The sequence below is a fragment of the Limnothrix sp. CMB-01 genome (genome assembly GCF_055193175.1).
This window is the reverse complement of record NZ_CM143720.1, coordinates 354,699-380,102: the sequence shown is the minus strand read 5'-3', so window position 1 is coordinate 380,102 and position 25,404 is coordinate 354,699. Positions and strand designations below refer to the sequence as shown.

The window sequence follows — 25,404 nt, the reverse complement described above, 5'->3', positions numbered from 1 at the left end:
ACCCGGCGCGATCGACCCGACTCACCCGAACGCGCCCTGCCCATGTTTGACGCTCTTGCCGAACGCTTTGAATCCGCCTGGAAAAAACTTCGTGGCCAGGACAAAATTTCCAGTGCCAACATCCAAGACGCGCTCAAGGACGTGCGGCGGGCACTGCTAGAAGCCGACGTGAACTTGCAAGTGGTCAAGCAGTTCATTGCCGATGTGGAAACCCGGGCCCAAGGGGCCGAAGTGGTTTCCGGCGTGAACCCCGGCCAGCAGTTCATCAAGGTGGTTTACGACGAACTAGCCGCCTTGATGGGTGAAAGCAACGAACCCCTAGCCCAAGCGGAGACGGCCCCCACGATCGTGCTGATGGCCGGCTTGCAAGGGGCCGGGAAAACCACCGCCACCGCCAAGCTAGCCCTGCACCTGCGCAAGGAAAAGCGATCGACCCTGATGGTGGCCGCCGACGTGTACCGGCCCGCCGCGATCGACCAGCTCAAAACCCTCGGCAAACAAATCGACATCCCCGTTTTCGATCTGGGAGCCGAGATCAGCCCCGTGGAAATTGCCCGCCAAGGGGTCGAAAAAGCCAAGGCCGAAGGCTTTGACACCGTGTTGATTGACACCGCCGGTCGCCTGCAAATCGACGAGGCGATGATGGGCGAGCTGGTGCAAATCAAAGACACCGTGCAACCCCACGAAATCCTGTTGGTGGTGGATGCCATGATCGGTCAGGAAGCCGCCAACCTGACCAAAGCCTTTAATGATGCGGTGGGGGTCACAGGTGCGATCCTGACCAAAATGGACGGCGACGCGCGGGGTGGAGCCGCCCTCTCGATTCGGCAAATTTCTGGCCAGCCGATCAAATTCATCGGAACCGGCGAGAAGGTCGAAGCCCTGCAACCGTTCTATCCCGATCGGATGGCCTCCCGCATTTTGGGCATGGGCGACGTGCTGACCCTGGTGGAAAAAGCCCAGGAAGCCGTGGACTTGTCCGATGCGGTCAAGATGCAGGAAAAAATCCTCACGGCCCAATTCGACTTTGACGATTTCCTGAAGCAAACCCGCTTAATGAAGAGCATGGGATCGCTCGCGGGCATGGTGAAGCTGATCCCCGGTTTGGGCGGCAAAATCAAAGCCGAACACCTGGAGGAAGGGGAGGCCCGCCTCAAGGTGGCCGAATCAGCCATTAAATCCATGACCTTGGAAGAGCGCCGCAACCCAGATTTGTTGGCCAGCACCCCCAGCCGCCGCCGCCGGATTGCTCGCGGTTCCGGCCTCAAGGAAGAGGACGTGAGCAGCCTGGTGTCCGACTTCCAAAAGATGCGCACCCTAATGCAGCAGTTGGGGTCGGGGCAAATGGGCTTCCCGGGCATGGGCGGCATGAACCCCTTTGGGGGCATGAATCCCTTTGGCGGTATGGGCGGTGGCATGGGCGGCATGGGTGGCGGTAACCCCATGGGCCTGGGTAATCCGATGGGGCAAATGCCTGCACCGGGTTTCCGAGGCTATAACAATCCCAATGCGGCCAAGAAAAAGAAAAAGCCCGGCAAGAAAAAGAAGGGGTTCTCGGATCTTTAGGCCTTGCCCGATCGGCCTAGGGCGATCGCCCCCCATCGCAACTGACCAAACCCCAACGGTGCTTACCTTCGGGGATGATTCGTAATTTGCTTGACATCCCCAAGCAGAAAAATTAGCTTGGGGCTGTGGTTGCCGGCCAAAGCCGCTCGATTGCGCCTCAGTATTTCCAAACTTTTGAGAGACTAGGACGTTTTTATGCCTCGTCATCTGCCTGCGAAAGCGGATTCCGATCTGATTGATTTAACACCTGAAGAGGCAATCATTGCGATCGGGTTAATCACCATGATCGTTGATGAGTCCGTCGAAGACATCGAGGCCGAATTGCTGGCCGATGTTGCAGCGGAATTTGAACTGTTTGAAGACTATTCCGATGATGAACTCGTCGAGATAGTCGATAAAGTGGTTGCAGCCTCGGAGGAATCCGATGCGCAGACCCTCCTGGGCAGTGCCTTAACAGTGGTCACCCAAAATGAAGATTTGGCAGAAATTGCCCTAATCACCGCCATTCTGATCGTGGCCGCCGATGGCGAAGTCCCCGAATCAGAAGAAGACTACTTGAACGAGTTGCAAACGGCGCTGGGCGTTTCTGACGAGCGTGCCAACGAAATCGTCGAGGCTCTCTTCAGCGATGAAGAGGACTTTGAGGAAGACGAGGAGGAAGAGGAAGCCTAGAGCTTGTCGTCGAGTCGCCTGAAACCCTGATTCCACCGTTGGCAGATCGTGGGGGACAAGGGGCTTAGTTGGCAAATCGTGGGGGACAAGGGGCTTAAGCCCCTTGTTACAACGACTGGGACATGGAAAATCGATCATTTCCGCCTGATCCTAGGAAATGGCGACAGGCCCTAGGGATTGGTTCCCCTCAGCTAGCCTTCCAACTCATCTCAACCCCTGCCTAGCAAAACTGGATGAACCGGGCCTGCTCTTCCCTCAGGGCAGGCTTTTTGCAATTTAGATGAAGACAAAATTGATACCAGTTGCCTGAATTGCGGGAAATTCGCTGGGCTGAAGGGGTTGCCCCGAGGGCGGTTCAGGGAATTTTAAAGAAAAGTTGAGGAACTTCCCCAGTGACCCCACTTTATGGAAAACTGGTTTCTAGATAAAAAGGGGTCACCCAAATAAAGGCCCTTGTTCATTCAACCTGTGGGGATTTTGCCCCGTTAGGTATCAGCTCAATGGGGTTAATCGGCAGTAACCGGTTTGCTAACATTTGCCGATGTATGCTAGTACTCGCATGTAGCCTATTCAGCCCGAAAACCAAGGGGAATTGGCTTCATTGGACTCCGGTCAATGAATCGGGATCTAAATAGTGCTCGTGGAACTTTCCTGCGGGCATTGGTTGATACGCCTTGGTTGAGAGACCATCTCGACTTATGTATTTGTTAGCGTTTGCTAGCAAAAAAGTATCGGTTCAGCTCGTACTGTTTAAAGACCCTTCACCAATAGACTTCGCTCTCGGGCAAGCAGGGAATTATTCATACAAATAAATCCCGCCCTAAGTTTGAACAGGAGCGCTGCCCGGATGGGTGGCGCTCTTGTTTTGACTGGGATTTTGGAATTTAGCGATCTTCGATGATGGCCGCTCGATCGAGCAGCAGCAGATCCCGTAGGGCATCGGTGTCCAAATCTCCGAGCCAGGTTTCGCCGGTTCCCACAATCTGCTCCGCGAGGACTTTTTTGCTTTCGAGCAGGTCGTGAATTTTCTCTTCCAGCGTGCCGGTGCAGATGAATTTGTGAACCTGAACGTTGCGGGTTTGCCCAATCCGGAAGGCGCGATCGGTTGCTTGGTTTTCCACGGCGGGATTCCACCAGCGATCGAAGTGAAACACGTGGTTAGCCCGAGTCAGGTTCAAGCCCGTGCCGCCGGCCTTGAGGGACAGGATAAAGATGGGCGGTGATTGGGGATCGTTTTGGAAGCGTTCAACCATGGTGTCGCGCTGCTTTTGGGGAGTGCCACCATGCAGGAACAGCACGTCCCGTCCCAAATGCTGTTGCAGATAGGCTTGCATCCAATGGCCCCAACGGGCAAATTGGGTGAAAATCAAGGCCCGATCGCCCTCGGCCACCACTTCTTCGAGCATTTCGCCCAACCGCTGCAATTTGGGCGACTCGGTGGGAACCAGCTTCGGGGCCCGATCGCTCGGTTCCGGTTCCCCTTCGCCTCCCACCAGGGCGGGGTAGTCGCAGACCTGCTTCAGCTTCACCAACAGGGCCAAAATTTGCCCCCGTCGCTGGATCCCGTCGCTGGATTCGATCGCGGCTAGGGCTTCGTCCACCAAGGCTTGGTAGCGCTCCGCTTGGCTGGCGGAAAGGCCACAGAACAGGTTGAATTCTTGCTTTTCGGGCAGATCTTGAATAATGGTTTTGTCGGTTTTGAGGCGACGCAAAATAAAGGGCTGAACGAGCGATCGCAGGGTTTGCAGGGAAGCGCCATCCCCAAACCGCTCGATCGGGGTGGCAAACCGGCGCTGAAAGAAGGTCTGGGTTCCCAAATAGCCTGGATTCAGGAAGTCCATGATTGACCACAGTTCCGCCAGGCGGTTTTCTACGGGAGTCCCAGTCAGGGCAATGCGGAAGGGTACGGGACGCGGTTCCTCGCTGCTGTCGTCGTCGGCAACGGCCGCCAAGCGCTTCACGGCTTGGGATTGCTTGGATTCCGCATTCTTAATGTTTTGGGCTTCGTCCAGCACAATGCCACACCAAGGCACGGCCTGGAGGGTCATTTCATCCCGAAACACCAGGGAATAGCTGATCAGCACCACGTCCAGGTCTTCGGCGGCCCGTGCCAGGGCCTTGCCCTTCAAGCGGCGATCGCCATGGTGCAGCAACACACGCAAATCGGGGGCAAATTTTGCCAATTCCCGTTGCCAGTTCCCCAAAACGGAGGTGGGACAAACCAGCAGGACGGGCCCAGCCAGGGCCGCGCGATCGCGCAAATGCAACAGAAAGGCGATCGTGCTGGGGGTTTTACCCAAGCCCATGTCGTCCGCCAAACAGGCCCCCAGACCCCAACGCTCCAAAAAGGACAACCAAGCTACGCCGCGCTCTTGGTAAGGGCGCAGTTGACCTTGGAATTTCGGGGGCGTGATCACAGGTTCAATGGCCGCGCGATCGCCCAAGGCGTTCATTAACTCCGCCACTGCGCCCGAGGATTCAAATTGCACCACGGGCAACTTATCGATCGTGGCGTTCTCGCCGGTCGTGATCCGTAGGGCCTCATCTAGCGTGAGGTTTAAGTTTCCCTGGCGCTTGGCCAAAAAGTCCCGGGCAGCACGTACTTCGTGCGGCCGTAGTTCCACCCACTCGCCCCCAATTTCCACTAGGGGCATGGTGTCGAGGTCTGTCTTCGCCAGCAGGGTTTCAAAGTCCTGGGCACTGAGGGCCCGATCGCCCAAGGACAGTTCCCAGCGAAAGTTCAGCAAATTGCGCAGACCCAAGTTGGGGCGATCGGTGGCGAGGGGATCGCCGGCCAACAACCGCACCCCCAGACGGTAACTGGTTTGATTCCGTAGGCTGGCGGGTAACAAGGCTCCTAAGCCGTTGTCTTGGAATCGTTGGGCATAGAGCCGCACGAATTGATAGGCTTCCACGGCCGACAGCTCGCAGCCGCTGGGCATGGGTAAATCCAAGGTGGCTTCCAGGGCAGGAAAAAGGCGCGCCGCCAACCCTAAACCCCGCAACAGGGTTTCCTGGGGCCGATTCACCACCCGATCGCCCGATCGCAGCCGCTCCACCGGGAATCGCCACACTTGCTGGGCTGGAATCCAAACTCCGGCTTGGTCGATCGACTGGAGGCCATATTCCAAATACCAGCGATCGGCCGAGGGTTGGGGCGGGTGCAACCGAAAAGCCGCACAGAACCCGGCAATGGTGGCCGGATCGATCGCCAGGGGAGTTAACCAGGTTTGCAAACTCCGCGCCAAGGGCACCAACTCTGTCAGGGCGCTTTGGCAAGTGCCATTGGCTTGGCCCAATGCGCTCAACCAATCGCGGGCCACGGGCGGTAACCCGATCGCGGTGGTCAGGCCGCCTCGGGCCGCTCCCCGTCCCCCCACGCGCCGCTCACCGGGCAAGGGTAGCGTGGCCGCCGTGGCCCGCAGTCGAGCATCGACCATTTCGCCCAAAAAGTCCGATAGCAGCGCCGCTGGCACAGCCGGTAGTTGCATCGAAATGGGCTGAAACGTGCTGATCCGCACGGGGCCGCTAGAGCCTCGGAGCGATCGGGCATTGCTGGCCGTGGCCCGCTGCTCCACCGGTCGCTCCAGGGTTTGGAAAAATCGGCAACTACTGGGCATCTGTTGCGTGAAGTGCTCCAGGCGCGATCGATCCACCGCCCCTTCCAACAGCGGTTGCCAGCGCGATCGGGCAACTCCCTCCGCCGTCGGTGCAAGGGTGGGCACTGCCTTGGCCCGAGCCACCAAATCCAGTCCCCAGCGGGCCGCATGGCTCCAAAAGCGCAAATCGCCCGCGATCGGCGTTTCATCGGCCGCCAAGGGCAACCCCTGCAACAAATCAGGCACCAACGCCGCCGGAACCCAAAGCCCTTCCACCCACCAAAGATTAATTTCCAGGCGATCGAACTGTTCTGGCTCCACCGTTGCTCCCGCCAGCAGGGGAGTCCCATTGCCGCGCAATGTGGGCAGCCCGATCGCCCGCCATTTGGCAGACCAATCCTTCAACCGCTCGATCGCCCCCGGCTTCAAGCAACCGCTTTCCACCAGCGTGGGCAACCAAGCTTTCAATTCCTTTGCCGAGAGCGATCGGGGGTGATCCGGCACCTGCCACTGGGTCGGCGGCTTCCCAACCGTCGGTTTCCAGGCCTCTGCCCACAGAAACAAAGCCTGCTCTCCCAGTTGCCAGCTACCATGTAAAACCGCCATGAGCGCCTCATCACCCCCGACTTAACAGAACAAAATCGCCATCAGCCCATTGCCTAACCCTCCCCGCTGAGCTGCAACAGGGAGTTCAAAACGTTAACGGAAAAGGCAGTGCTTAATTGTCGGATAAATTGGGGCCGATGCCGCATTTCGGGCGATCGGGAGTCTCATCGAGCGATCGGGTCAATCCAACCTCACGACCCAACCCCTAGCACCGCGCGATCGCCCGGTTCACCACGGCCGTTGCTGCCAGCGCCCTGGGAAATCAGAAAAATTCTTCTTGCGATTTGTAGCCATTTGGGCCAATGCTGCTATAATCTTTAAGCGCCTTTTGGGGCAAGCCGGTGTAGCTCAGTGGTAGAGCACTCGATTCGTAATCGAGCGGTCAGGGGTTCAAATCCCCTCACCGGCTTTCAGATGTCAGTCAGCGTTAAGTTTAAAGGCTCCTTCAAGCAGTAGCTGAAATTTGCCGCTGTCCAGATTTTGGAGCTGTCAAGTTAGAGGAACCCTGCCCCGATCGCGCAGCTAGTAGCGTAGCTGCCTTAATTCGCTGGGTTAAATTATATGGCTGTTACCGCCACCAAATCGTTAGGCAGCAAGGGGCTTAAGCCCCTTGTTACTACGACCGGCTCCGCAACTTTGACCCAATGTATTAAGCCTGTCACGCAACTAGAAACACGGGAGAGATGGGCAGATTCAGCACAACGCCCATCTCCCCCGCCGCCATCACGATCGCGCAACCTGCGAACTAGACTGCCGCTGGCACTGGCGCTGGCTCATAGAGATACTCAAACCAGTTGCCGTCCAAATCACGACCATAGAATGAAGCCGTGCCGTCCCGGTGTTCATGCACCTGCGTCACATAGACTCCCTTCGCTTGCAATTCCTCATAAGCCGTTTCCATCTCAGCACGTTGGTCAAAAATGAAGCCAAAGTGTGGCCCCGCTTGGTCATATTCCGGACTCAGCAGCGCCAACCCATCTTCACCCGCCTTCAGATAGGCCCAATCTCGATCTTGCCAGGCCACCTCCATTCCCAAGTCCTTGTAGAATTCCACGGCCTTGGCAATGTCCTGAACACAGATCGCCACATGTCCTAAGCGTTTCAGTTGCATCGTTCTGTTACCCACAATTTTTCAGGGGAAAATTTTTCAGTGAAATCACGCAAATCATCACGCAAATTAGGCCACCACTGCTCCATAGCAGCCCATGACATCAGCACCAGGTTAATTTGACGTGGTGTTAATTTAGGGACGTTATTGAGCGAATTTGGCAACTTTGGGGCTGAATTAATTGAAAAATCCAAACCGCCACAATCACGGTTTGAATGACAGCCGTTTAGCATTTTGCTCTAGGATGGGGTGAGTCGTACCAACGTACCGATCGCTCATGAGATCATTCTCCAAAATACTCAGTGACCGCGAGGAATTTTCCTGGGCTGTGCTTGTTCCCCTGAAGCCAACCAGCCACCAGACAATTGACCTCAAGGGCTGGAATTTTTGAGAGACAATCTCCAAGGTTGATCGGGAACGGGTAACGGATTTGGCGCAAGACATCAGGGAGTGCAAAGATTGATTAGTCATTGGTTACCCACAAGCCAGTTGCCCAATGGAGCATTGTTGTTGGGTTGATAAAAACCATGAGTAACGCAATCGTTCAGCCTAAATGAGCCAGCATGATCCAGAACTGGCTGAAATGATCTGGCTGAGGTTGAGGACTGAAACTTGGGATTGGAACAGTGTTGTTGATGGCTTTCATGACTAACTTAGTCTTCTGCTTTGCCATTTACAGACTATTGTAGCGGCGATCACTGGAGATGTTGTCAACCATGATCGACAACTCATTATGAGCATGACCAAAGTCAAGATCTGAGTCATAACGAAATTAATGGATGAGTTGTGTAAGATTGCCCAGCGCCGTGAGCCAGATTGTGCCAATTGAAAGAAGAGGATCAGCCAAGATGGGGCTAATTCGCGGAGCTAATTCAAGGCTGTTCAGACTTACCCCTAGAGCAGGCTAGAAAATTCTCGAATGTTGTGAAATGATCATGATTTGATCATTTTCGTTTGATAACTTCAGTGTTTTTATAAGAGTACTCACTAAAAAGCTTGCCAGCGGGGTTTCCGTATTCACCAAGTTGGAGATTGATCCCTCAGGGCCATGCCAGAAAATTTCCTCAAGGCCATGCCAGAAAACTTCCATGACTCGCAATTGCGTTCATTTCTACTGCTGGCCTATCGACAACAGGCAACGGGTTACCTGAACGTGGAGCTGGATCACCATCGTTGGCAAATTTGGCTCTATCGTGGGCGGCTGGCCTGGTGTACGGGCAATCGCCATCGGTTGCGACGGTTGCAGCGGGCAATCAAGCTGCGCACGGAGTCGCAGGCGCGTGAGGGATGGAATAGGCTGGTGGCAGCCACAAAGCAGAATTTGAGTGATCCCCTTTGGGAGGTGCGCTGCCTGGAGCAGGCGCTGGTGGAGGAGTTGTTGGCGATCGAGCGGGCCCAAGCGATCGTGATGCAAGCGGCGATCGAGGTGTTTTTTGTGGTTGACCAACCCTCAGCGCGTTTTCAGTGGATTGCCCAGCCGATCGATCCCATTCACCCTAACCTGCCCCTTTCCTCTGCCTTGATGGGCGAAGCCCTCACCCGCGCCTACAACCTGCAGCGCCATTGGCAACGATTGCCCTTCAATCCACTGTGGGCCGATCGGGGCTGGATCTATCTCCCGGGCAATGAAACCGCCGCCGACACCTCCACCACCATGACCCTGGCTCCCCTGTTGGATGGTAAGCGCACCTTCTGGGACATTGTGGCCAAGCTGGATCCTAACTATGCCAACTTGGGGGGCGTGCTCAAGGTGTTTCAGCTCCTTTGGCAACGCAAACAGTTAGCCGTGATTGAGTTACCGGACTTGGAAATGAGCCACCAAGCGCCGCAGGCTAGTTTTTCCCTAAAGGTGGCTTGTGTGGATGATGATCCCAAAATCTGCGAAAAGATCGAAAAAATAGTGATTGGCAATGGTCACCAGTTTTTAGGCTGTTTTGAACCCTTGGCGGCGCTGCCCAAGGTGATTGAAGCCAAGCCCGATGTGGTGTTTTTGGATGTGGTGATGCCGGTGATTAATGGACATGAGCTTTGTGCTCAGTTGCGGCGCGTGCAACAGCTTAGCCACACGTCGATCGTGATGCTGACGAGTGCGGATGGGTTGTTCGATCGGGCAAGGGCCAAACTTTCGGGTGCAAGTAGCTTTGTCAGCAAGCCGGTCACTCCTGACAAGGTGCTCGCCGCCCTCAAGCGCCATCAACACAACCAAGTGGTGGCCCACTAGCGCTCGACATGGCCGTTGGTTAACCCTTGGCTTTTGCCCAGAGTCAAGTTTTAGCATTGGGAAGCATTGGAAAACGACAAAAAAACGATCGCTCGGCCTTAATTTGCGATCGTTTCCTGTCTCCGACGGAGAGGGGGGGATTCGAACCCCCGTTGACGTTGCCGCCAAACTTGATTTCGAGTCAAGCGCATTCAACCGCTCTGCCACCTCTCCAGGTAAGCGAAGTTAATATTAGCAGCAATGCCGCAATTTGCAAATTGTTTTGCGCTGGTCTGCCGAAAGCTCTGATTGCGCTGGGGTTGGGTCTTTGGAAGATGCCGTTGATTAGCCCACGAACTCCCAGACCCCAGCGGAGGACGGATCGTTGATTCTTCGGTATCCTGTTGTCCAGACCATCGATTGACAGCGATCGGGGTGGGCCCCAGGGGCCCGCCCCTGTCGAGCCGTCATTGGGGCCACGCCACGGGGCTAATCCACCACAAATGCCATGCCGGTTTCAAAGCGGGTTTCACAACCAGACGATTACCTCGCACAGTTGCTTCAGCGGCTTTGGGCGATCGCCACAGGAGACACCAGCACCTACATTCTCAAGCGCACGTTGCAAGCCCTCTTAACCTTGCTGTTGGCTTCGGCCCTGTGCTTTGTGATTGTGGATCTGGCTCCCGGCAGCTATTTGGACACGATCGCCCAAAATCCGCAAATCAGCCGCGACACCCTCGCCCTCTACACCAAGCAATTTGGTTTGGATCGCCCCGCCCTTGAGCAATATTTGCGCTGGTTGGGTCAGGTGGTGTCCCAAGGGAACTTCGGCACGAGTTTTGTCTATCAACGATCGGTCACATCCCTGCTGGCGGAACGGATTCCCGCCACTCTCTACATGGCGGTGCTGTCGCTGCTGGCCACCTGGGCGATCGCCCTGCCGCTTGGGATTGTGGCCGCCATTCACCACAACCGCTGGGTCGATCGCGCCTTGCAGGTGATCAGCTACTTGGGGCAAGGCTTCCCCAGCTTCATCACGGCCCTGCTGTTGCTGTTTGTGGCCCAAAATCTCTCGCCCCTGTTGCCCGTGGGGGGCATGACCAGCCTGAATTTCAGTGAACTGTCCCCGATCGAGCAACTCTTAGACATTGGTTGGCATTCCATCTTGCCCACCATTGCCCTCAGCATCACTGGTTTTGCCGGTTTGCAGCGGTTGATGCGCGGTCAGCTTCTGGATGTGTTGCGCCAAGACTATATCCGCACTGCCCGGGCCAAGGGATTGCCCGAAGACCGCGTGATCTATGTCCATGCGCTGCGCAATGCGGTGAACCCGTTGATTACGCTCTTGGGCTTTGAATTTTCCAGCCTGCTGGGCGGTGCGTTCATCACGGAATATTTCTTCAACTGGCCGGGCTTGGGTCGGCTGATTTTGCAGGCGGTTCAAGTCCAAGACTTGTACCTAACGATGGCGAGTTTGATGATGGGTGCAGTGATGTTGATTTTGGGAAATTTGTTGGCGGATTTGTTGCTGAAATTTGTGGATCCACGGATCAATTTGCAATCCATGCAATAGGTTGGCAAACCATTGCCCAAAGCACGAATTGATTGCAGCTAGCTAAAAGCAAAATCAATGGCGGTGGTCTCCGGCCCGCCAGACCAAGGCCGATCGCCCAATCGGGATTTCGACTCAAGCTGTTTGGGCTTGGCGGTTATTAGGGATTGGGGGGTTGGGCTTTCGAGGGGGCGAAAAAACTGCTGCTGAGAAAATTGCTGCTGAAAGAATTGAGAAATGGCCGTTGCCACCGCTGGCCCCTCCACATCCAGGGGCAACACATGGCCCGATCGATCAAACCATTGCAATTCCACCGGGCCCGCCACCCGATCGCGCACCCACTCCGCCGCCTGGTAGGCAATGGTGCGATCGGCGTGGGAATGGGCCACAAACACCGGACAGGTGATCCGCTCCAGTCCCGCCTTGGCCCGTCGCGACAAGCGCCAGAGCACCCGCCCCGCCCGCGCATTTTCAAACTCATAGCAGGGGGCATAGAACCGGCGATTCAGACGCTTGGGAATTGAAAAATTGAGCCAGCCTAAATATCGCGCCAAGACGGCTCCTCGGAAGGGCAGTTGCAGCGCCGGAGCCGTTACCGCACAGGCATCGAGCAGACCTTCCGCCGCCAGAATCAGGGCGATCGCGCCGCCCATGGAATCGCCATACATGGCCACAAAGTCATATTGCTCCCGGGCCCGGCGCACTTCGTCTCGGGCCGCCGCCAACAGTCGATCGGGCGTGATTTTTGCAATTTCCCGTTCCTGAACGGGGCGATCGCGCCAGCCATGGCCCGGCAGCAAAGGCGCAACCACATCCAACCCCTGCTGGGCGATCGCCCGGGCCACAGGCCCCACCCCGTAGGGCATGGCAGTGAACCCATGGAGACAAATCACCACCCCGCGCGATCGTCCCTTGGTCGTCTCCTTGGCCGTGGTTAAAGCAGCCGCTAGCTGAAAAGGAACCGCGTCCGGGTGCAATTGAGCGCGTTCTTGGGCCGACAGGGCCTCGAAACCGGAGAGGTAAGGACGGGCAGACAGGGGGGTGGCCATGGCAGTCACGGGCGATCAACAGCGGTTGAAAAACAGAGGTCAGCCATTGCACCAGCGGCGGGCAAGCCACCTTCCGCAAATTCACTGACTCTGGGTTCAACCTATCCTGTCCCTGCTCCCCGGCTCAAACCCCCACCAACCGCTTTCTGAAGCGCCCCGATCGCCCTCAACCAATCTCCCCCGCGCGATCGGGCAAATCACCCAGAATTCCTCTATTCACGGGCCATGGGACGGCGAGCGGCTAGCCCCCGCAGGCAAATACTCAAGGACAGTTTGGAAAATGGCACAGCTTCCTAGGATTGGGATCAGCCCAATTTTTCCAGTCCGATTACTGCCGCCTACCACAAAAACCCGTTGCCAACCCGGTTGTTTGGCTGCCTTGGAGTCCACTGCCCATGGCTTTGGTTGCAACCCGTGAATATTAGTGGTGTTTCGTGAAAATCATCAAATATCGTTGCGAGATTGAGCAATTAGTGACTTTCTATACAGTTTCTAGGGGTTGGTCGCGCAATATGGTTTGAACCTTAAATAACTTCCCATCCAAAAAACGGATTCGAGGCCATTTTTTCTCGAATCCGCAGCTCCGTTTATGGGTTTGTTGTGCATAAGGCGACGGCAACGAACAATAACGAACAATTCTGAATACCTTGCTATACCTATGGCTGACTTGTACTCACCTCGATCGGACGCAGACAAATCCCCCCATTCCCACGCCTGGTTAGCCAAGATTGGACGGCTTTCGCCCCCGCCGCGCCCCCATGTGCAACGGGCAAGGCTGAAGTTGTTGGTGGCCTTTGGAATTCCTGTGTTGATGTCGATCGGGGCTGGCTTGTTGGTGGGCTGGTTTGCCGACCCGGCCGCGGCCCAAGGAGCCGCCGAAGCACCCAAAATCGACACGGGCGACACGGCTTGGATGCTGGTTTCCACGGCCTTGGTGCTGTTGATGACTCCGGGGCTAGCGTTTTTCTATGGGGGCTTGGTGCGATCGCGCAATGTGCTCAACACCATGATGATGAGCCTGATTGCGATGGCCGTGGTGGGCGTGACCTGGGTATTGTGGGGATATAGCCTGAGTTTTGCACCCACGGTGATTAACCCCGGCGGGACACCTGCCTTTGAAGCCAATGCTTTGATTGGCAGCTTGAAATGGTTTGGCTTCCAAGGAGTGGGTCTCGATCCGGATCCGGTGGGCTACGGGGCAACGATTCCTCACCAGGTGTTTGCCCTCTATCAAATGATGTTCGCCATCATTACGGTGGCGCTGGTCTCTGGTTCGATCGCGGAGCGCTTGAGCTTCAAGGCCTATTTCTGGTTTGTGGTGTTGTGGTCAACGTTAATCTATTGCCCTTTGGCGCACTGGGTTTGGGGCAAAGGTTGGCTGGGCAACATGGGGGCCCTGGACTTCGCTGGGGGAACGGTGGTTCACATCAGCTCCGGTGTTTCCGCTCTGGTGGCGGCTTGGATGCTGGGCCCGCGTAAGGATTGGCAAGTTAAGGCGATCGTGCCCCATAATGTGCCTTTTGTGCTGTTGGGAACAGGGTTGCTGTGGTTTGGTTGGTTTGGGTTTAATGCCGGCAGCGCCATTGCTGCTAACGGTCTCGCGGCGACGGCATTCACGGCCACCATGGTTTCCACGGCGGCGGCGGGGTTGACTTGGACGGTGGTGGAGTGGCTGTTGGGTCGCAAGCCAACGGCGATCGGGATTGCCAGTGGCTTTGTGGCAGGTTTGGTGGGTATTACGCCGGCTGCGGGTTTTGTTGATCCCCTGTCTGCCATGGCGATCGGGGTGATTACGGCCCTGTGCTGTTTAGGAGCCGTCACCCTGAAGGTGCGGCTGGGATTTGATGATGCTTTGGACACCTTCCCGGTGCATGGTGTGGGTGGCACGGTTGGAGCAATTCTGACGGGGGTGCTTGCCTCAAAGTCCGTGAACTCAGCCATTGACAGCGGGCTGCTGTATGGCGGAACGAAAACCTTCACGGCTGGCGTGGTGGGAGTGCTGGCGGCCTATGCCACGGCTGCGATCGGGACATTTTTGATTCTGAAGGGCCTGTCTTTGGTGATGGATTTGCGGGTGTCTCCAGAGGTGGAAGATCAGGGCTTGGATGTCCCTGAGCATGGCGAAGATGCCTACGGAGAGCCATAGGACGAGTGTTGAGCCAGTTCGACTGACATCCATTACCAATGGGCGATCGATCAGCATCGATCAGCGCAGAATCGATCAGCGCAGACAAGGGGCTTCAGCCCCTTGCCCCCGCGACGAGCTAGTAATGGGTGGAGGCTTCAAACCCCTTGGCAGATCCCCTCTCAAGTCTTGAGGTTCATTCAGTTATGGCAGCAGACGGCTGACGAAATTGCCCCAGACCGCTGCCGCTTGGCCGCTGTTGCCATCGGTGGGTTTGCGGGTGTCGTTGCCCAACCAAACCCCAGCCGTTAGGTTGCGGCCAGGCACATAGCCAATAAACCAAAGGTCGGCACTGTCATCCGTTGTGCCGGTTTTGCCCACGGCTCCGGGCACATTGGCGGCCGATCGCCCCGTTCCTTGCACCACAACCCCCCGCAGCAGATCCGTCATGGTCTGGGCCACTTGGGGCGAGAGCACCGGTTGGTTAGCACCGGGCTGATCTGCCTGGGCATCGTACATGACGCGGCAGGTTTGCAGGTTTTGCGGGTCGGTGCAATCGCTGGTGTCCAGAACGCGAGTGATCGCCTTAGCGTGGTTAAAACGGCCATTGTTGGCCACGGCCGCAAAGGCTCCGGTCATTTGCAGCAAGGTGGCTTCGCTTTCCCCCAGCACGAGGCCGGGAGTTTTGCGCAGGGGGCTGGTGACTCCCAAGCGCTGGGCCAAGCCAATCACCTCATCCAGCCCCACCGCTTCGGCCACCCGCAGGGCGATCGGGTTTTCGGACAGGGCCACGCCGCTGACCATGTTCAGGGAACCACTGCCCGATCGACAGCCTCGAAACCGTTGCCCCATCCAATTCACGGGGGCGCAACTGTAGGCGGTGTTGGGGCTGATGCCTTTTTCCAGGGCGGCCGCATAGGCAAATAGCTTGAAGGTGGAGCCGGGCTGGCGCAGGCCGTTGGCGGCGCGGTTAAATTGGCTGTCTTCAAAGCTGCGGCCGCCACTCATGGCCAGAATGGCCCCATCGGTGGGGTCGATCGCCACGATCGCCCCTTGACTGACTCCGGCCCGGCCGCCCTGGGCATCAATGAACTGTTGCAGGGCCCGATCAGCTTCGGTCTGGGCTGCTAAGTTCAAGCGGGTTTCAATTAAGAAATTGCCTTCGCGGGCCACGCCGGAACCAAAAAGCTGCTCCAATTCCTCAAAAACGTAGTTGAAGAAGTAGGGCGCACGGGTCGATCGCAAAATTTCCCGTGCTCGGGGACTCACCTCCACGCGCGATCGCCGGGCCCGCTTGAACTCCTCCAGGGTGACAGCGCCCTGATCCAACATCCGCTGCAAGACCAGATCTCGCCGTTGCACCGCTGTTTTGTAATTGCGGGCCGGGTTCCAGCGATTGGGGGCCGGCAAAATGCCCACCAGCATCGCCGCTTCGCCCAGGTCTAGATCCCGTGCGGATTTTTCAAAATAAAATCGAGCGGCATCCTCAAAGCCGGCCAAGTTGCCACCCAAGAACACTTGGTTCATGTAGGCCAGCAGCAACCGATCTTTGCCATAGAAACTTTCCAGCTTCAGGGCCACAATCGCCTCTTTGATTTTGCGACCGGCGGAATTGTCTGACCCCACATAATCCCGGTAAAGGGTGCGGGCCAGTTGCTGGGAAAGGGTGCTGGCTCCCTGTTGCAATTCCCCTTCCCGCGCGTTCACCACCAAGGCCCGCAAAATCCCGATCGGGTCAACGCCAAAGTGCCAGTAGTAGCGTGCATCCTCCGAAGCCAGCAATGCTTTTTTGAGGTAGGGCGAAAATTCTCCCAGGTTCTTGGCTTCCTGGTGGGCCCGCCGCTCGATCGCCTGGAGCGGTTGCCCATCCCCCGCCACCACAATCACCGGGCCGCGCTGGGCCTGGGGCAGGGGCAAAATCTGAATGTCCTGCCATTGCCAAATCACCGCCAAACTCACCAGCCCGATCGCCCCGGCTAACCCCGACAGGCCATAGCGCAGGACTTGCACCAAGGGCGTTGGCGGATCCACATATTGCAGCCGCACCGAGTCCGCCAACTCCGGCGGCCCCAACACGACCATTTCCCGGTGGCGCAAAATTTGCCCATTGATCCGTTTCTTGCCGCTGAATGTGCCGTTGGTGGAATCGCGGTCTTCAATGGCAAAGGTGCTGCCCAAAAAACTGGGAACCCGCCGCAAGCCCGCGTGGGTGGTGCTGACCACGGGGCTGTTGAGGGGGATGTCGTTGGCCTTGCTCGATCGCCCCAAAAGGTAATAGTCCCCCAACAGGGGATAGTCTCGGGGTGCGCTGCCCGCCTCATAGATCACGATGCGGGGCGGGTTGGCATTAGCCGCCAATTTCAGCCGGGCCAATTGCACCCGCGAAAGCTGGGTCACCGTTTGGCGCAGGCGGCCCAGGATGGTTTTGGCGGGTTGAGGCGGAGGCGGCGTAGGATTTGGGCCCATAGGGCGATCGGGATCAAAACGACAGAATGGCCATCATTATTTCAACACGATCCTAGGAAAGCGCGTAGCGATCGCCGGCCACTGTTCACCCATCCTCGGGTCGATCGAGATCATTCCCAGCACCAACGTCCTAACACCCGATCCCAAACGCCAGATCCCAAACGCCAGATCCCAAACATTTCGGAAACTCTCAAAAACTTCCAAAGTTTTCAGAACATTCGGAATTTTCAGCTTTTCGAGAAATTCAAGGGTTTCTAGAGTTGCCGAAATCTTGTCAAGAGAACTTGAGAAACGCAAGGATTTGAAACGAATTCGAGAAAAATTGTTGAGAAACATCGACAACTATGGACGCTCCGATTTAGCCCCCCTTAGGCTGGGGAGATAGTGTTCAATCTGGCAATCCGCAGGCCATCGAATCGAACCATGAACCCACAACGCTATCAGTTTCGCTGCACCCTGACCTTTGGGGACATCTACGGCCAAATCATGGCTTGGTTGATCGTGATTTTCCTGAGCCTGGCCAGCGCGCTCGCCCTGTTGGGAGCCAGCAAGCCCCTGTATGCCCTGTCCATGGTTGGGTTGATTTTGGTGCTATCCTTGCCTTTCCTGTTGTTCGCCTTTGTCACCACCCTGCTGAACCACATTGAATTTGTGGCGGTGGACGCGGCGGCGGACTTGGCCACTGGTGGCGGCTACGAACCCACCCAACCGGCCCAGGCTCTTTAGGACAATTGGGGGGCCTGCCCATGAATGAGCCGCTAAACGAGTTAATTCACGATGTTCTGATCGTGGGGGGCGGGCTGGCCGGCTGTCGGGCAGCCCTGGAAATTGCCCGCCAAAATCCCAAACTCAGCATCGGATTGGCGGCCAAAACCCACCCGATTCGATCGCACTCGGTGGCCGCCCAAGGGGGAATGGCCGCCGTGTTGAACAACGTGGATCCCGAAGACACCTGGCAAGCCCACGCCTTCGATACGGTAAAGGGATCCGACTACCTCGCGGATCAAGACGCGGTGGCCATCCTCACCCAAGAAGCCCCGGAAGTGGTGGTGGACTTGGAACGTTTGGGGGTGTTGTTCTCGCGCCTGGAAGATGGGCGCGTTGCCCAGCGGGCCTTCGGGGGCCATTCCCACCGGCGCACTTGCTACGCGGCCGACAAAACGGGCCATGCCATCTTGCATGAGCTGGTGATGAATCTGAAGCGAATGGGGGTCACGCTCTACGAAGAGTGGTATGTGATGCGCCTGATCGTGGAAGAGGGCGAGGCCAAGGGCCTGGTGATGTTTAATCTGCGGGATTCCCAGCCAGTGCTGGCCCGGGCCCGGGCTGTGATGTTGGCCACGGGGGGCTATGGCCGCGCCTTCAACACCACCTCTAACGATTACGCCTCCACAGGAGACGGGCTGGCCATGGCTGCTCGGGCCGGCATTCCCCTGGAGGATATGGAGTTTGTGCAGTTTCACCCCACGGGGCTTTATCCGGTGGGGGTGTTGGTGTCGGAGGCGGTGCGGGGTGAGGGGGCTTACCTGCGCAATGCGGCGGGCGATCGATTCATGGCGGACTATGCCCCCAGCCGCATGGAGTTGGCTCCTCGGGATATCACTTCCCGGGCGATCGTTAAGGAACTGCTAGCGGGGCGAGGCATTCATCTCGATGGCAGCGCGGGCGGCCCCTTTGTGCATCTGGACTTGCGACATTTGGGCGAAGCAACGATCATGAGCCGCGTTCCCTTTTGTTGGGAAGAGGCCCATCGCCTGCTGGGGGTGAATGCGGTGGAGGAACCAATTCCGGTGCGCCCAACGATTCATTACTCCATGGGCGGTATTCCCACCGATGTGAATGGGCGGGTTCGCAGCAGTAGCACCGGGTTTGTGGAAGCTTGTTTTGCGGCGGGCGAGGCGGCCTGTGTGTCGGTGCATGGGGCCAATCGCCTGGGCAGTAATTCCCTATTGGAATGCATTGTGTTTGGCCGGCGCACGGGTCGGGCGATCGCCCAATATTTAGACAGCGGGCGCAAGTTGCCATCCTTGGACGGATCGCGCTACCTGGCGGAGGCCCGGGCCCAACTCCAGGCTCTGTTGGGGCATTCAGGGCCAGAGCGGATCGCCCAAGTGCGCCAAGATTTCCAAGACACCATGACCCAATATTGCGGGGTGTTTCGGACAGCGGACTTGATGCAAACGGGGCTGGAAAAGCTGCGGGAAATTGCCCAGCGCATCGAAAATACGAGGCTGGACGATCGGGGAACCTGTTGGAATACGGAACTGATTGAGGCGTTGGAGCTGCGATCGCTCTTTACGGTGGGGCAAACCATTTTGACCGCTGCTGAACGTCGCCAAGAAAGTCGCGGGGCCCACTGCCGTGAGGACTACCCCGATCGCAATGATCAGGACTATCTCAAACATACGCTGGCCTATTGGTCGCCCTCGGGCATTGACTTGCAATATATGCCGGTGACCTTAGGCCTGTTTGAACCCCAGGCTCGTCAGTATTAATCTCCCAATTCATCTCCTAGCTCAACCCCTGCTGGGTTCAGTGGCCTTGAAATCATCTGGTCTTGGGTTGGAATTCACCCCTAGTAGCGCGGCTGCCTTAATTTGCTGGATCAACTTACATGGCTTTTACCGTCACCCGATCATTAAGCAGCAAGGGGCTTAAGCCCCTTGTTACCACGACTGGCTCCGCAACTTTGACCCAATGTATTAAGCCTGTCGCGCTACTAGGATTTACATTTGGCTCCTAGGTTGAGGGGAATTTGAATCAAAAACTCAGTTCCTTCACCCACCTGCGAAAAGCATTCCAGTTTACCTTGGTGTTTTTCCACAACAATTTGGTAACTGATGGACATGCCCATCCCGGTTCCTTTCCCGATCGGCTTGGTGGTGAAAAAGGGGTCAAAAATGCGCCGTTGGATGTCTAGGGGAATACCGGGGCCATTATCAGCAATGCCTACCACTAGCCACTTAGATCGAGTGCTGGACTTGCTATCACTCAGCGAAGATCCGGTGGGATTGGTGGAGGGCAGTTCTATTTCTTGAATTCGAGTCCGAATCCGAATCCACTGACGCTGGACTTGCAAGTCTTGATAATCGCGGCTAGCGGTGGCTTCCTCAAGGGCATCAATGGCATTGCTCAGAATGTTCATGATCACTTGATTGAATTGACCGGGATAGCACTCGATCGGGGGCAGGTTGCCATATTCGCGAAGGATATCGATCGCGGGGCGATTAGCCTTGGCTTTTAAACGGTGCTTAAGGATTGTGATTGTGCTGTCAATGCCTTCGTGCAAATCTACGGCCTTTAATTCCGCCTCATCCAACCGTGAAAAATTGCGCAGTGATAACACAATCTCGCGAATGCGATCGCTCCCTACCTTCATGGAAGCCAAAATTTTCGTCAAATCTTCCTCTAAAAAATCCAGTTCGATCGCCTCTTGTTCCTCCTGAATTTCTGCGACTGGCTCGGGATAGTACTTCGCGTATAACTGCAATAGTCTCAACAAATCCTGAGCGTAGGTACGTACATGCTCCAGATTGCCGTAGATAAAGTTCACCGGGTTATTAATTTCATGGGCAACCCCTGCCACTAATTGACCCAAACTGGACATTTTTTCGGACTGCACCAGTTGCAATTGGGTTCTTTGTAATTCACTCAGAGTGCGTTCCAGTCGATCGCGGGCTTCTGTCATGGCGGCCATTTGGGACAGGCTCGTCCAACAGGCGATCGCCACCCCCAAAAATGCCACCGTAATTAACACAATGCTGAACACGGCTCCGTGGCTGCCGAAGGAAAATCGATCCAACCCAGCCCGCGCGAACCAACCAATGCTGACCGCGCCACAAAGCAGCAGAATCAGCACCGTGACCTGAAACACCACCCAATCGCGTTGGATGTTGATGGGCCTTGGGCGGTAGCGGTGACTCCACCAGGCCGGCTGACAGAGGGCGATCGGGCAATTTCCCACCCCCTGGGCCGCCACGCCGACCGCCATGGGCAACAGCAAGCCAATCAGCCAATCTTGCCAGCCCCAAGCCAAGCCACCCACCACAAACACGATCGCCTCCATGACCAAAAACAGCAGCGACCATCGGGGCCAGCGCACTTCCGGGCGTTTCCGTTGCAGCCACAGCCCTAAATGGATGCCCATCATGGCGCTGAGGTAACCCGTCCCGGTAACCATCACCACCCGCGACACATTGCCCCAAGCCAAACAGAGCAAACTCACCCCCAAGGTGAATAACAGGCCCGGCTCCAAAACTCCGCGCGGCGAAACCACCGAAAACAGGGCCGGGAGATGGCGGTCTTGGGCTAACTGGTAAAGCACCCGGGGGCAGTTGGAAACGGCCGTGGCGGAACTGAGCAGGCAACCGGAAGCAATCAAAAACGTCACCAGCCCGGGCGTGAGGCTGCCCCAAAACGGCCCCGCCGTCGCCATTAGGTGCAAATAGGCGCTGTCACCTAACCGGGGAGAAATGGCCAACCGCGCCAACAACCACGACCCCAGGACATAAACAATGGGTAGCGCGATCGCAGCGGCCACCAAGCAATCCAGAGTGCGGCGGGGTTTGCGACTGTCAGCCACAAAAGAGGAAGCCGTTTCACAGCCATAGACCGCATAAATGGCCACAAAAAACCACTTGGCCCAATCTGTAAAATCCAGGTTGAAAGGAATCGGTGCAAACAGCCCTGGACTTTGAGGCGAAAAACTCAACCAACTAAAGCCTTGAAGGCAAAAAACTAATAAGCAGCTAATAGCGGGAATGACAAAAAAGGCATGTAAAATTCCGACGGTTCGGGAGTTGCTGAAGGTGACAATATAAGGCAGCAGGGTGAATAAGAGCTAATTCATAAAGAGAAGCTAAAGCCGACTTGGCAGCTCTAAATTCGGTTTTAGGCTAGACCTACCCGAAGTATCACCCAGCTCATGAGTCGTCTCCCGGTCATTGCCAATCCTACCCGCAAAGCCTATCCCAGTGATTTGAGCGATGATGAGTGGGTGCTCCTCCAGCCGCTGCTGCCCGCTCCTAAAGGCTTTGGACATCCGATAGAAGTTGATTTCCGAGAAATCCTCAATGGCATCTTTTACGTCCAGCGCACTGGCTGCCAGTGGGAAATGCTGCCTCACGATTTACCCCCTTACAGCACGGTCTACCATTACTTCCAGAAATGGCAACGGAAAGGAATTTGGCAGCAAATGCATGACCAGATGCGAGAGCAACTGCGGAGCAAATTAGGTCGTTCAGAGCAATCTAGTGTCAGTATCGGTGACTCTCAGTCGGTGAAAACAACGGAAAAAAGGGGGTGGTCTACGGCTTCGATGGTGGCAAAAAGGTTAAGGGACATAAACGCCACATTATCGTTGACTCGCAAGGGTTCCTAATGGGGGTGTTGGTGACTGAAGCGAATGCTTCTGAGCGACTGGGAGCGATTGTGGTGTTAGAGGAAGTGAAGGAGAAGCTATCTCGGCTAGAAGTTGTTTGGGTCGATCAGGGGTATTCCGGGAAAAAGTTTGCGGATGCTGTGAAGCGTGTGTGTGGTGAGAGTGTGCGCGTGGAGGTGATCAGCCGAATCGGTAGAGGGTTTGAGAGGTTGCCCAAGCGATGGATTGTCGAGCGGACGTTTGGCTGGCTGAACCGATTTCGGCGATTGAGCAAGGACTATGAGTTGTATTCGGAGACGAGCGAAGGGATGATCTACGGCTGCTTAATGCATTTGATGGTGAAACGATTAGCGGGGATGGCTGATTAATATTGTCTTTATAAATCAGCTCTAAAATGCGAAAAGCGGTGACTGGACAATCCACCCCCAGCGGTTCCAAGCTGACCTGAATTAGGTCGGTCAAAATGATGGCATTCATGGGTGGAACCGATACCCAACCCAGCCAATAGCCGATCGCGCTGTAGCGGGCTAAAAATGGGAGCTTATGGAGTAACTGAGTGGCATAGTTTGGCGTTCCGCCCGATCGATCTTGGTCATGGATCCCAAGCTGTCTGACCTGCAAATTCAGCAAAGTGCCAATCACGGCTCCCGGAATCCAAACCCACAGGGAGCCAAGACCCAAGGCCGCATTCATTGCCGGTGCGGTTCCCAGCCAAAGCAACAAACCGCTGAAACCAAAACTCCAAGTTTCAATGGAACCCAAAGTGCGGGGCAATTTAAATGCAAACCGGGAGGACTGAGACATGGATCACAAAAATTCCGTAGACACTGAAAGTTTCTGCAATGGCAAAAACTGGCAAAAGTGAATAAAAGGCGATTTTTGATTGACTGAATCAGGAATCAGTTGTGGACTGATGTGAGTCGTTCAACATCCTGTTAATAGTGATTAAAAAATTAAAAGTGGCTAAAAAATTGTGACTATGGTAACCAAAAAGGTTTATCCAACAGTTCATAAAATAATTTAACTACTCCTTAGTTTAACGCTAATAGATGAGTTACTGACAATCAAAGTTTAAACAAAGCTCCAAAATCAAGCCTTAAGTTGATTGAAATCCTCAATCTTCAAGAGCTTGCTTTGAGTTTCCGTATTTTTTGAGGCCTGCTTGGTGGTAAAACGCACCAAAATCAAAAAAACGGGATTCAAAATGGAGTATTAGCTGAAAAACTGATTAATGGTTCAGTGATGGTAGTGAATAGGTACAAGGACACTAGAGATCAATATAGAAGAAAAATGAGGATGAGTATCAAAATCATAAATTCCCTGAGTTGGTGTTTTGGGGCCAATCATAATCAACAAGGGCTAAATTGTTTTAGGTGTAAACATGATTGAAAGTTGTTTTGGGAGGTGGTTAATGAACTGAATATGATCTTAAGATTAATCAAGACTTATTTTGATTGATGCTTAAATTCATTGATATCTTTAGACTTGTCATCAAAACAAAGATCAACCAAAGAAATAGTTAAATGAGTGCCTTAACTTGACCCATCAAGGAAGATAATCGACCTAAAACCTTGCAATCAGTCGAAAATCAATCACTAATTCGTGATTTGGGTTGAATATTCTTAAAAATCTCTGGATTTATCGGATTTTTGATAGATCTTTGAAAATTCCTATGGATCAATTATCTTGAAAACTCAGTAGCCTTGACTGGGTAATGTCAAAACGATTGTCTGATCGAGTCCATGAGGAAACAAATATTGAGTATCAACCTGCTGGAGCGAGCTGTGCGGCTGAGATGTTGAAACTTTGATATGAGAAATAGAGCTGTGAAATTAGTTAATGGTGAAATAGGGTATTGAAAATCTGATCGGTCTGACCTTGTTTTGGGTATTTTTAAGTCAAGTTAACGTAGCGAGTGAATGGTGTTTGAGCCACGACCAATTGTGTTGGCTAGGCTGTGAGAAAAATAGGCATGGAAAACCAAAAGGTTGCCGTGAAATTACTGGGTTATGGGGAGATGGTGAATGCTGAATGAGCAAACCCCAAATACTGAGGTTCGGGCCGAGGGGCGCACAGAAGCAGGCGCGGAGGCACAACCGGTGACAGCAGGGCCGATCGACAATGGGACGGTCACGATCGTGTACAGCGATGAGTTTTTGCTGCATGACACGGGCTGGGGCCACCCGGAACGGCCCGATCGCCTGAGGGCAATTGTGGCGGCCTTGCAAACGGCTCCCTTTGCCGATCGGCTCCGTTGGCATAGCCCCCAGTTAGTGCCCGCCAGCGATGCTCCGATCGACCCGCTCACCCAGTCCCTGCGCCGGGCCCACGAACCGGACTATATCAATCACGTGCGATTGCTAGCCAATCGGGGGGGTGGGCAACTGGAGGTTGACACGCCCATTTCTGCCCGGAGCTACGAGGTGGCTCGCTTGGCTGTGCAGGCTTGGTTGGATGGCATGGACGAGGTGATCGCAACGGGACAACCCGTGTTTGTGGCGGCGCGACCACCGGGCCACCATGCCCTGCGCCATCGGGGGATGGGGTTTTGCTTGTTTGCGAATGCGGCGATCGCGGCCTTGACGGCCTTGGAGGCGGGCCAGGCACAGCGAGTGGCGATCGTGGATTGGGATGTGCATCACGGCAACGGCACTGAGGCGATCGTGCGGGATCATCCCCAAATTGCCTACTGTTCCATTCACCAATCACCGGCCTATCCGGGCACGGGTCGCCCCGGAGTTGCCGATCAAGATCATCAACTGTTGAATTTGCCCGTGCCCCCGGGAGCCGACGGCAGCACCTATCAGGCCTTGGTTGAGGCGCAATTGTTGCCGTTCTTGCGGAACTTTGATCCCGATTTGTTGATCATTAGCGCGGGGTACGATGCCAATCGAGACGATCCGTTGGCGCAAATTCATCTCCAACCGGAGGATTATGGGTGGCTGACGCGATCGCTCCTGGGCATTAGCCGCCGAATGGTGCTGGGGTTGGAGGGTGGCTACGATCTCAACAGTCTGGCGCGATCGGTCTATGAAACGATCCTGGCCTGTCTCTCGTCCTAACGAACAGCCAAGCGCTAGG

Annotated in this window: 14 protein-coding genes and 2 tRNA genes; 10 read left to right on the top strand and 6 right to left on the bottom strand. The window is 55.5% G+C overall.

Annotated features, from left to right (window positions below; all coding sequences use genetic code 11):
• Positions 1-42 precede the first annotated feature (42 nt).
• Positions 43-1,566: a signal recognition particle protein gene (gene ffh / locus ACZA91_RS01500; protein WP_463186369.1), complete on the top strand. Its 1,524-nt coding sequence runs from the start codon at positions 43-45 to the stop codon at positions 1,564-1,566.
• 195 nt (positions 1,567-1,761) lie between these two features.
• The gene (locus ACZA91_RS01495; RefSeq protein WP_463184350.1) at positions 1,762-2,238 is read left to right on the top strand and encodes a tellurite resistance TerB family protein; all 477 of its coding nucleotides are present in this window, start codon (positions 1,762-1,764) and stop codon (positions 2,236-2,238) included.
• 884 nt (positions 2,239-3,122) lie between these two features.
• Here ACZA91_RS01495 and ACZA91_RS01490 read toward each other — a convergent pair.
• Positions 3,123-6,443, bottom strand: a complete 3,321-nt coding sequence (locus ACZA91_RS01490) for a DEAD/DEAH box helicase (RefSeq protein WP_463184349.1) — start codon at positions 6,441-6,443, stop codon at positions 3,123-3,125.
• Positions 6,444-6,780: 337 nt separating this feature from the next.
• Between ACZA91_RS01490 and ACZA91_RS01485 the strand changes: the two genes are divergently transcribed.
• Positions 6,781-6,852, top strand: a tRNA-Thr gene (locus ACZA91_RS01485).
• Positions 6,853-7,188: 336 nt separating this feature from the next.
• Here ACZA91_RS01485 and ACZA91_RS01480 read toward each other — a convergent pair.
• The gene (locus ACZA91_RS01480; RefSeq protein WP_099532796.1) at positions 7,189-7,554 is read right to left on the bottom strand and encodes a VOC family protein; all 366 of its coding nucleotides are present in this window, start codon (positions 7,552-7,554) and stop codon (positions 7,189-7,191) included.
• Positions 7,555-8,599: 1,045 nt separating this feature from the next.
• On the opposite strand from ACZA91_RS01480, the gene ACZA91_RS01475 reads away from it, so the two are divergent.
• The gene (locus tag ACZA91_RS01475) at positions 8,600-9,772 is read left to right on the top strand and encodes a response regulator (protein WP_463184347.1); all 1,173 of its coding nucleotides are present in this window, start codon (positions 8,600-8,602) and stop codon (positions 9,770-9,772) included.
• Between the two features lie 126 nt (positions 9,773-9,898).
• Here ACZA91_RS01475 and ACZA91_RS01470 read toward each other — a convergent pair.
• A tRNA-Ser gene (locus tag ACZA91_RS01470) sits at positions 9,899-9,985 on the bottom strand.
• A gap of 274 nt (positions 9,986-10,259) precedes the next feature.
• On the opposite strand from ACZA91_RS01470, the gene ACZA91_RS01465 reads away from it, so the two are divergent.
• On the top strand, positions 10,260-11,324 hold the full coding sequence (locus tag ACZA91_RS01465) for an ABC transporter permease (RefSeq protein ID WP_099532794.1): 1,065 nt from the start codon (positions 10,260-10,262) through the stop codon (positions 11,322-11,324).
• 38 nt (positions 11,325-11,362) lie between these two features.
• On the opposite strand, the gene ACZA91_RS01460 is transcribed toward ACZA91_RS01465, so the two are convergent.
• Positions 11,363-12,352 (bottom strand): alpha/beta hydrolase, encoded by a 990-nt coding sequence (locus ACZA91_RS01460; RefSeq protein ID WP_463186367.1) that lies wholly within the window; start codon positions 12,350-12,352, stop codon positions 11,363-11,365.
• Positions 12,353-13,127: 775 nt separating this feature from the next.
• On the opposite strand from ACZA91_RS01460, the gene ACZA91_RS01455 reads away from it, so the two are divergent.
• Complete coding sequence (locus ACZA91_RS01455) at positions 13,128-14,498, top strand: ammonium transporter (protein ID WP_347343120.1); 1,371 nt, start codon at positions 13,128-13,130, stop codon at positions 14,496-14,498.
• A gap of 183 nt (positions 14,499-14,681) precedes the next feature.
• On the opposite strand, the gene ACZA91_RS01450 is transcribed toward ACZA91_RS01455, so the two are convergent.
• Positions 14,682-16,943, bottom strand: coding sequence for a transglycosylase domain-containing protein (locus tag ACZA91_RS01450; RefSeq protein ID WP_190531724.1), 2,262 nt, complete (start codon positions 16,941-16,943; stop codon positions 14,682-14,684).
• Positions 16,944-17,366: 423 nt separating this feature from the next.
• Here ACZA91_RS01450 and ACZA91_RS01445 point away from each other — a divergent pair, with 423 nt between their 5' ends.
• On the top strand, positions 17,367-17,669 hold the full coding sequence (locus ACZA91_RS01445; protein ID WP_099532790.1) for a hypothetical protein: 303 nt from the start codon (positions 17,367-17,369) through the stop codon (positions 17,667-17,669).
• Positions 17,670-17,689: 20 nt separating this feature from the next.
• Positions 17,690-19,438 (top strand): succinate dehydrogenase/fumarate reductase flavoprotein subunit, encoded by a 1,749-nt coding sequence (locus tag ACZA91_RS01440; protein ID WP_463184345.1) that lies wholly within the window; start codon positions 17,690-17,692, stop codon positions 19,436-19,438.
• 224 nt (positions 19,439-19,662) lie between these two features.
• On the opposite strand, the gene ACZA91_RS01435 is transcribed toward ACZA91_RS01440, so the two are convergent.
• On the bottom strand, positions 19,663-21,654 hold the full coding sequence (locus ACZA91_RS01435; protein WP_463184343.1) for an amino acid permease: 1,992 nt from the start codon (positions 21,652-21,654) through the stop codon (positions 19,663-19,665).
• A 213-nt stretch (positions 21,655-21,867) separates the two neighbouring features.
• Between ACZA91_RS01435 and ACZA91_RS01430 the strand changes: the two genes are divergently transcribed.
• A protein-coding gene (locus tag ACZA91_RS01430; RefSeq protein WP_463184342.1) for an IS5 family transposase occupies positions 21,868-22,691 on the top strand; the annotation gives its coding sequence in 2 pieces (ribosomal slippage) (positions 21,868-22,246 and positions 22,246-22,691; 825 coding nt in all).
• A gap of 1,656 nt (positions 22,692-24,347) precedes the next feature.
• The gene (locus tag ACZA91_RS01425; RefSeq protein ID WP_463184340.1) at positions 24,348-25,385 is read left to right on the top strand and encodes a histone deacetylase family protein; all 1,038 of its coding nucleotides are present in this window, start codon (positions 24,348-24,350) and stop codon (positions 25,383-25,385) included.
• Positions 25,386-25,404: the final 19 nt, after the last annotated feature.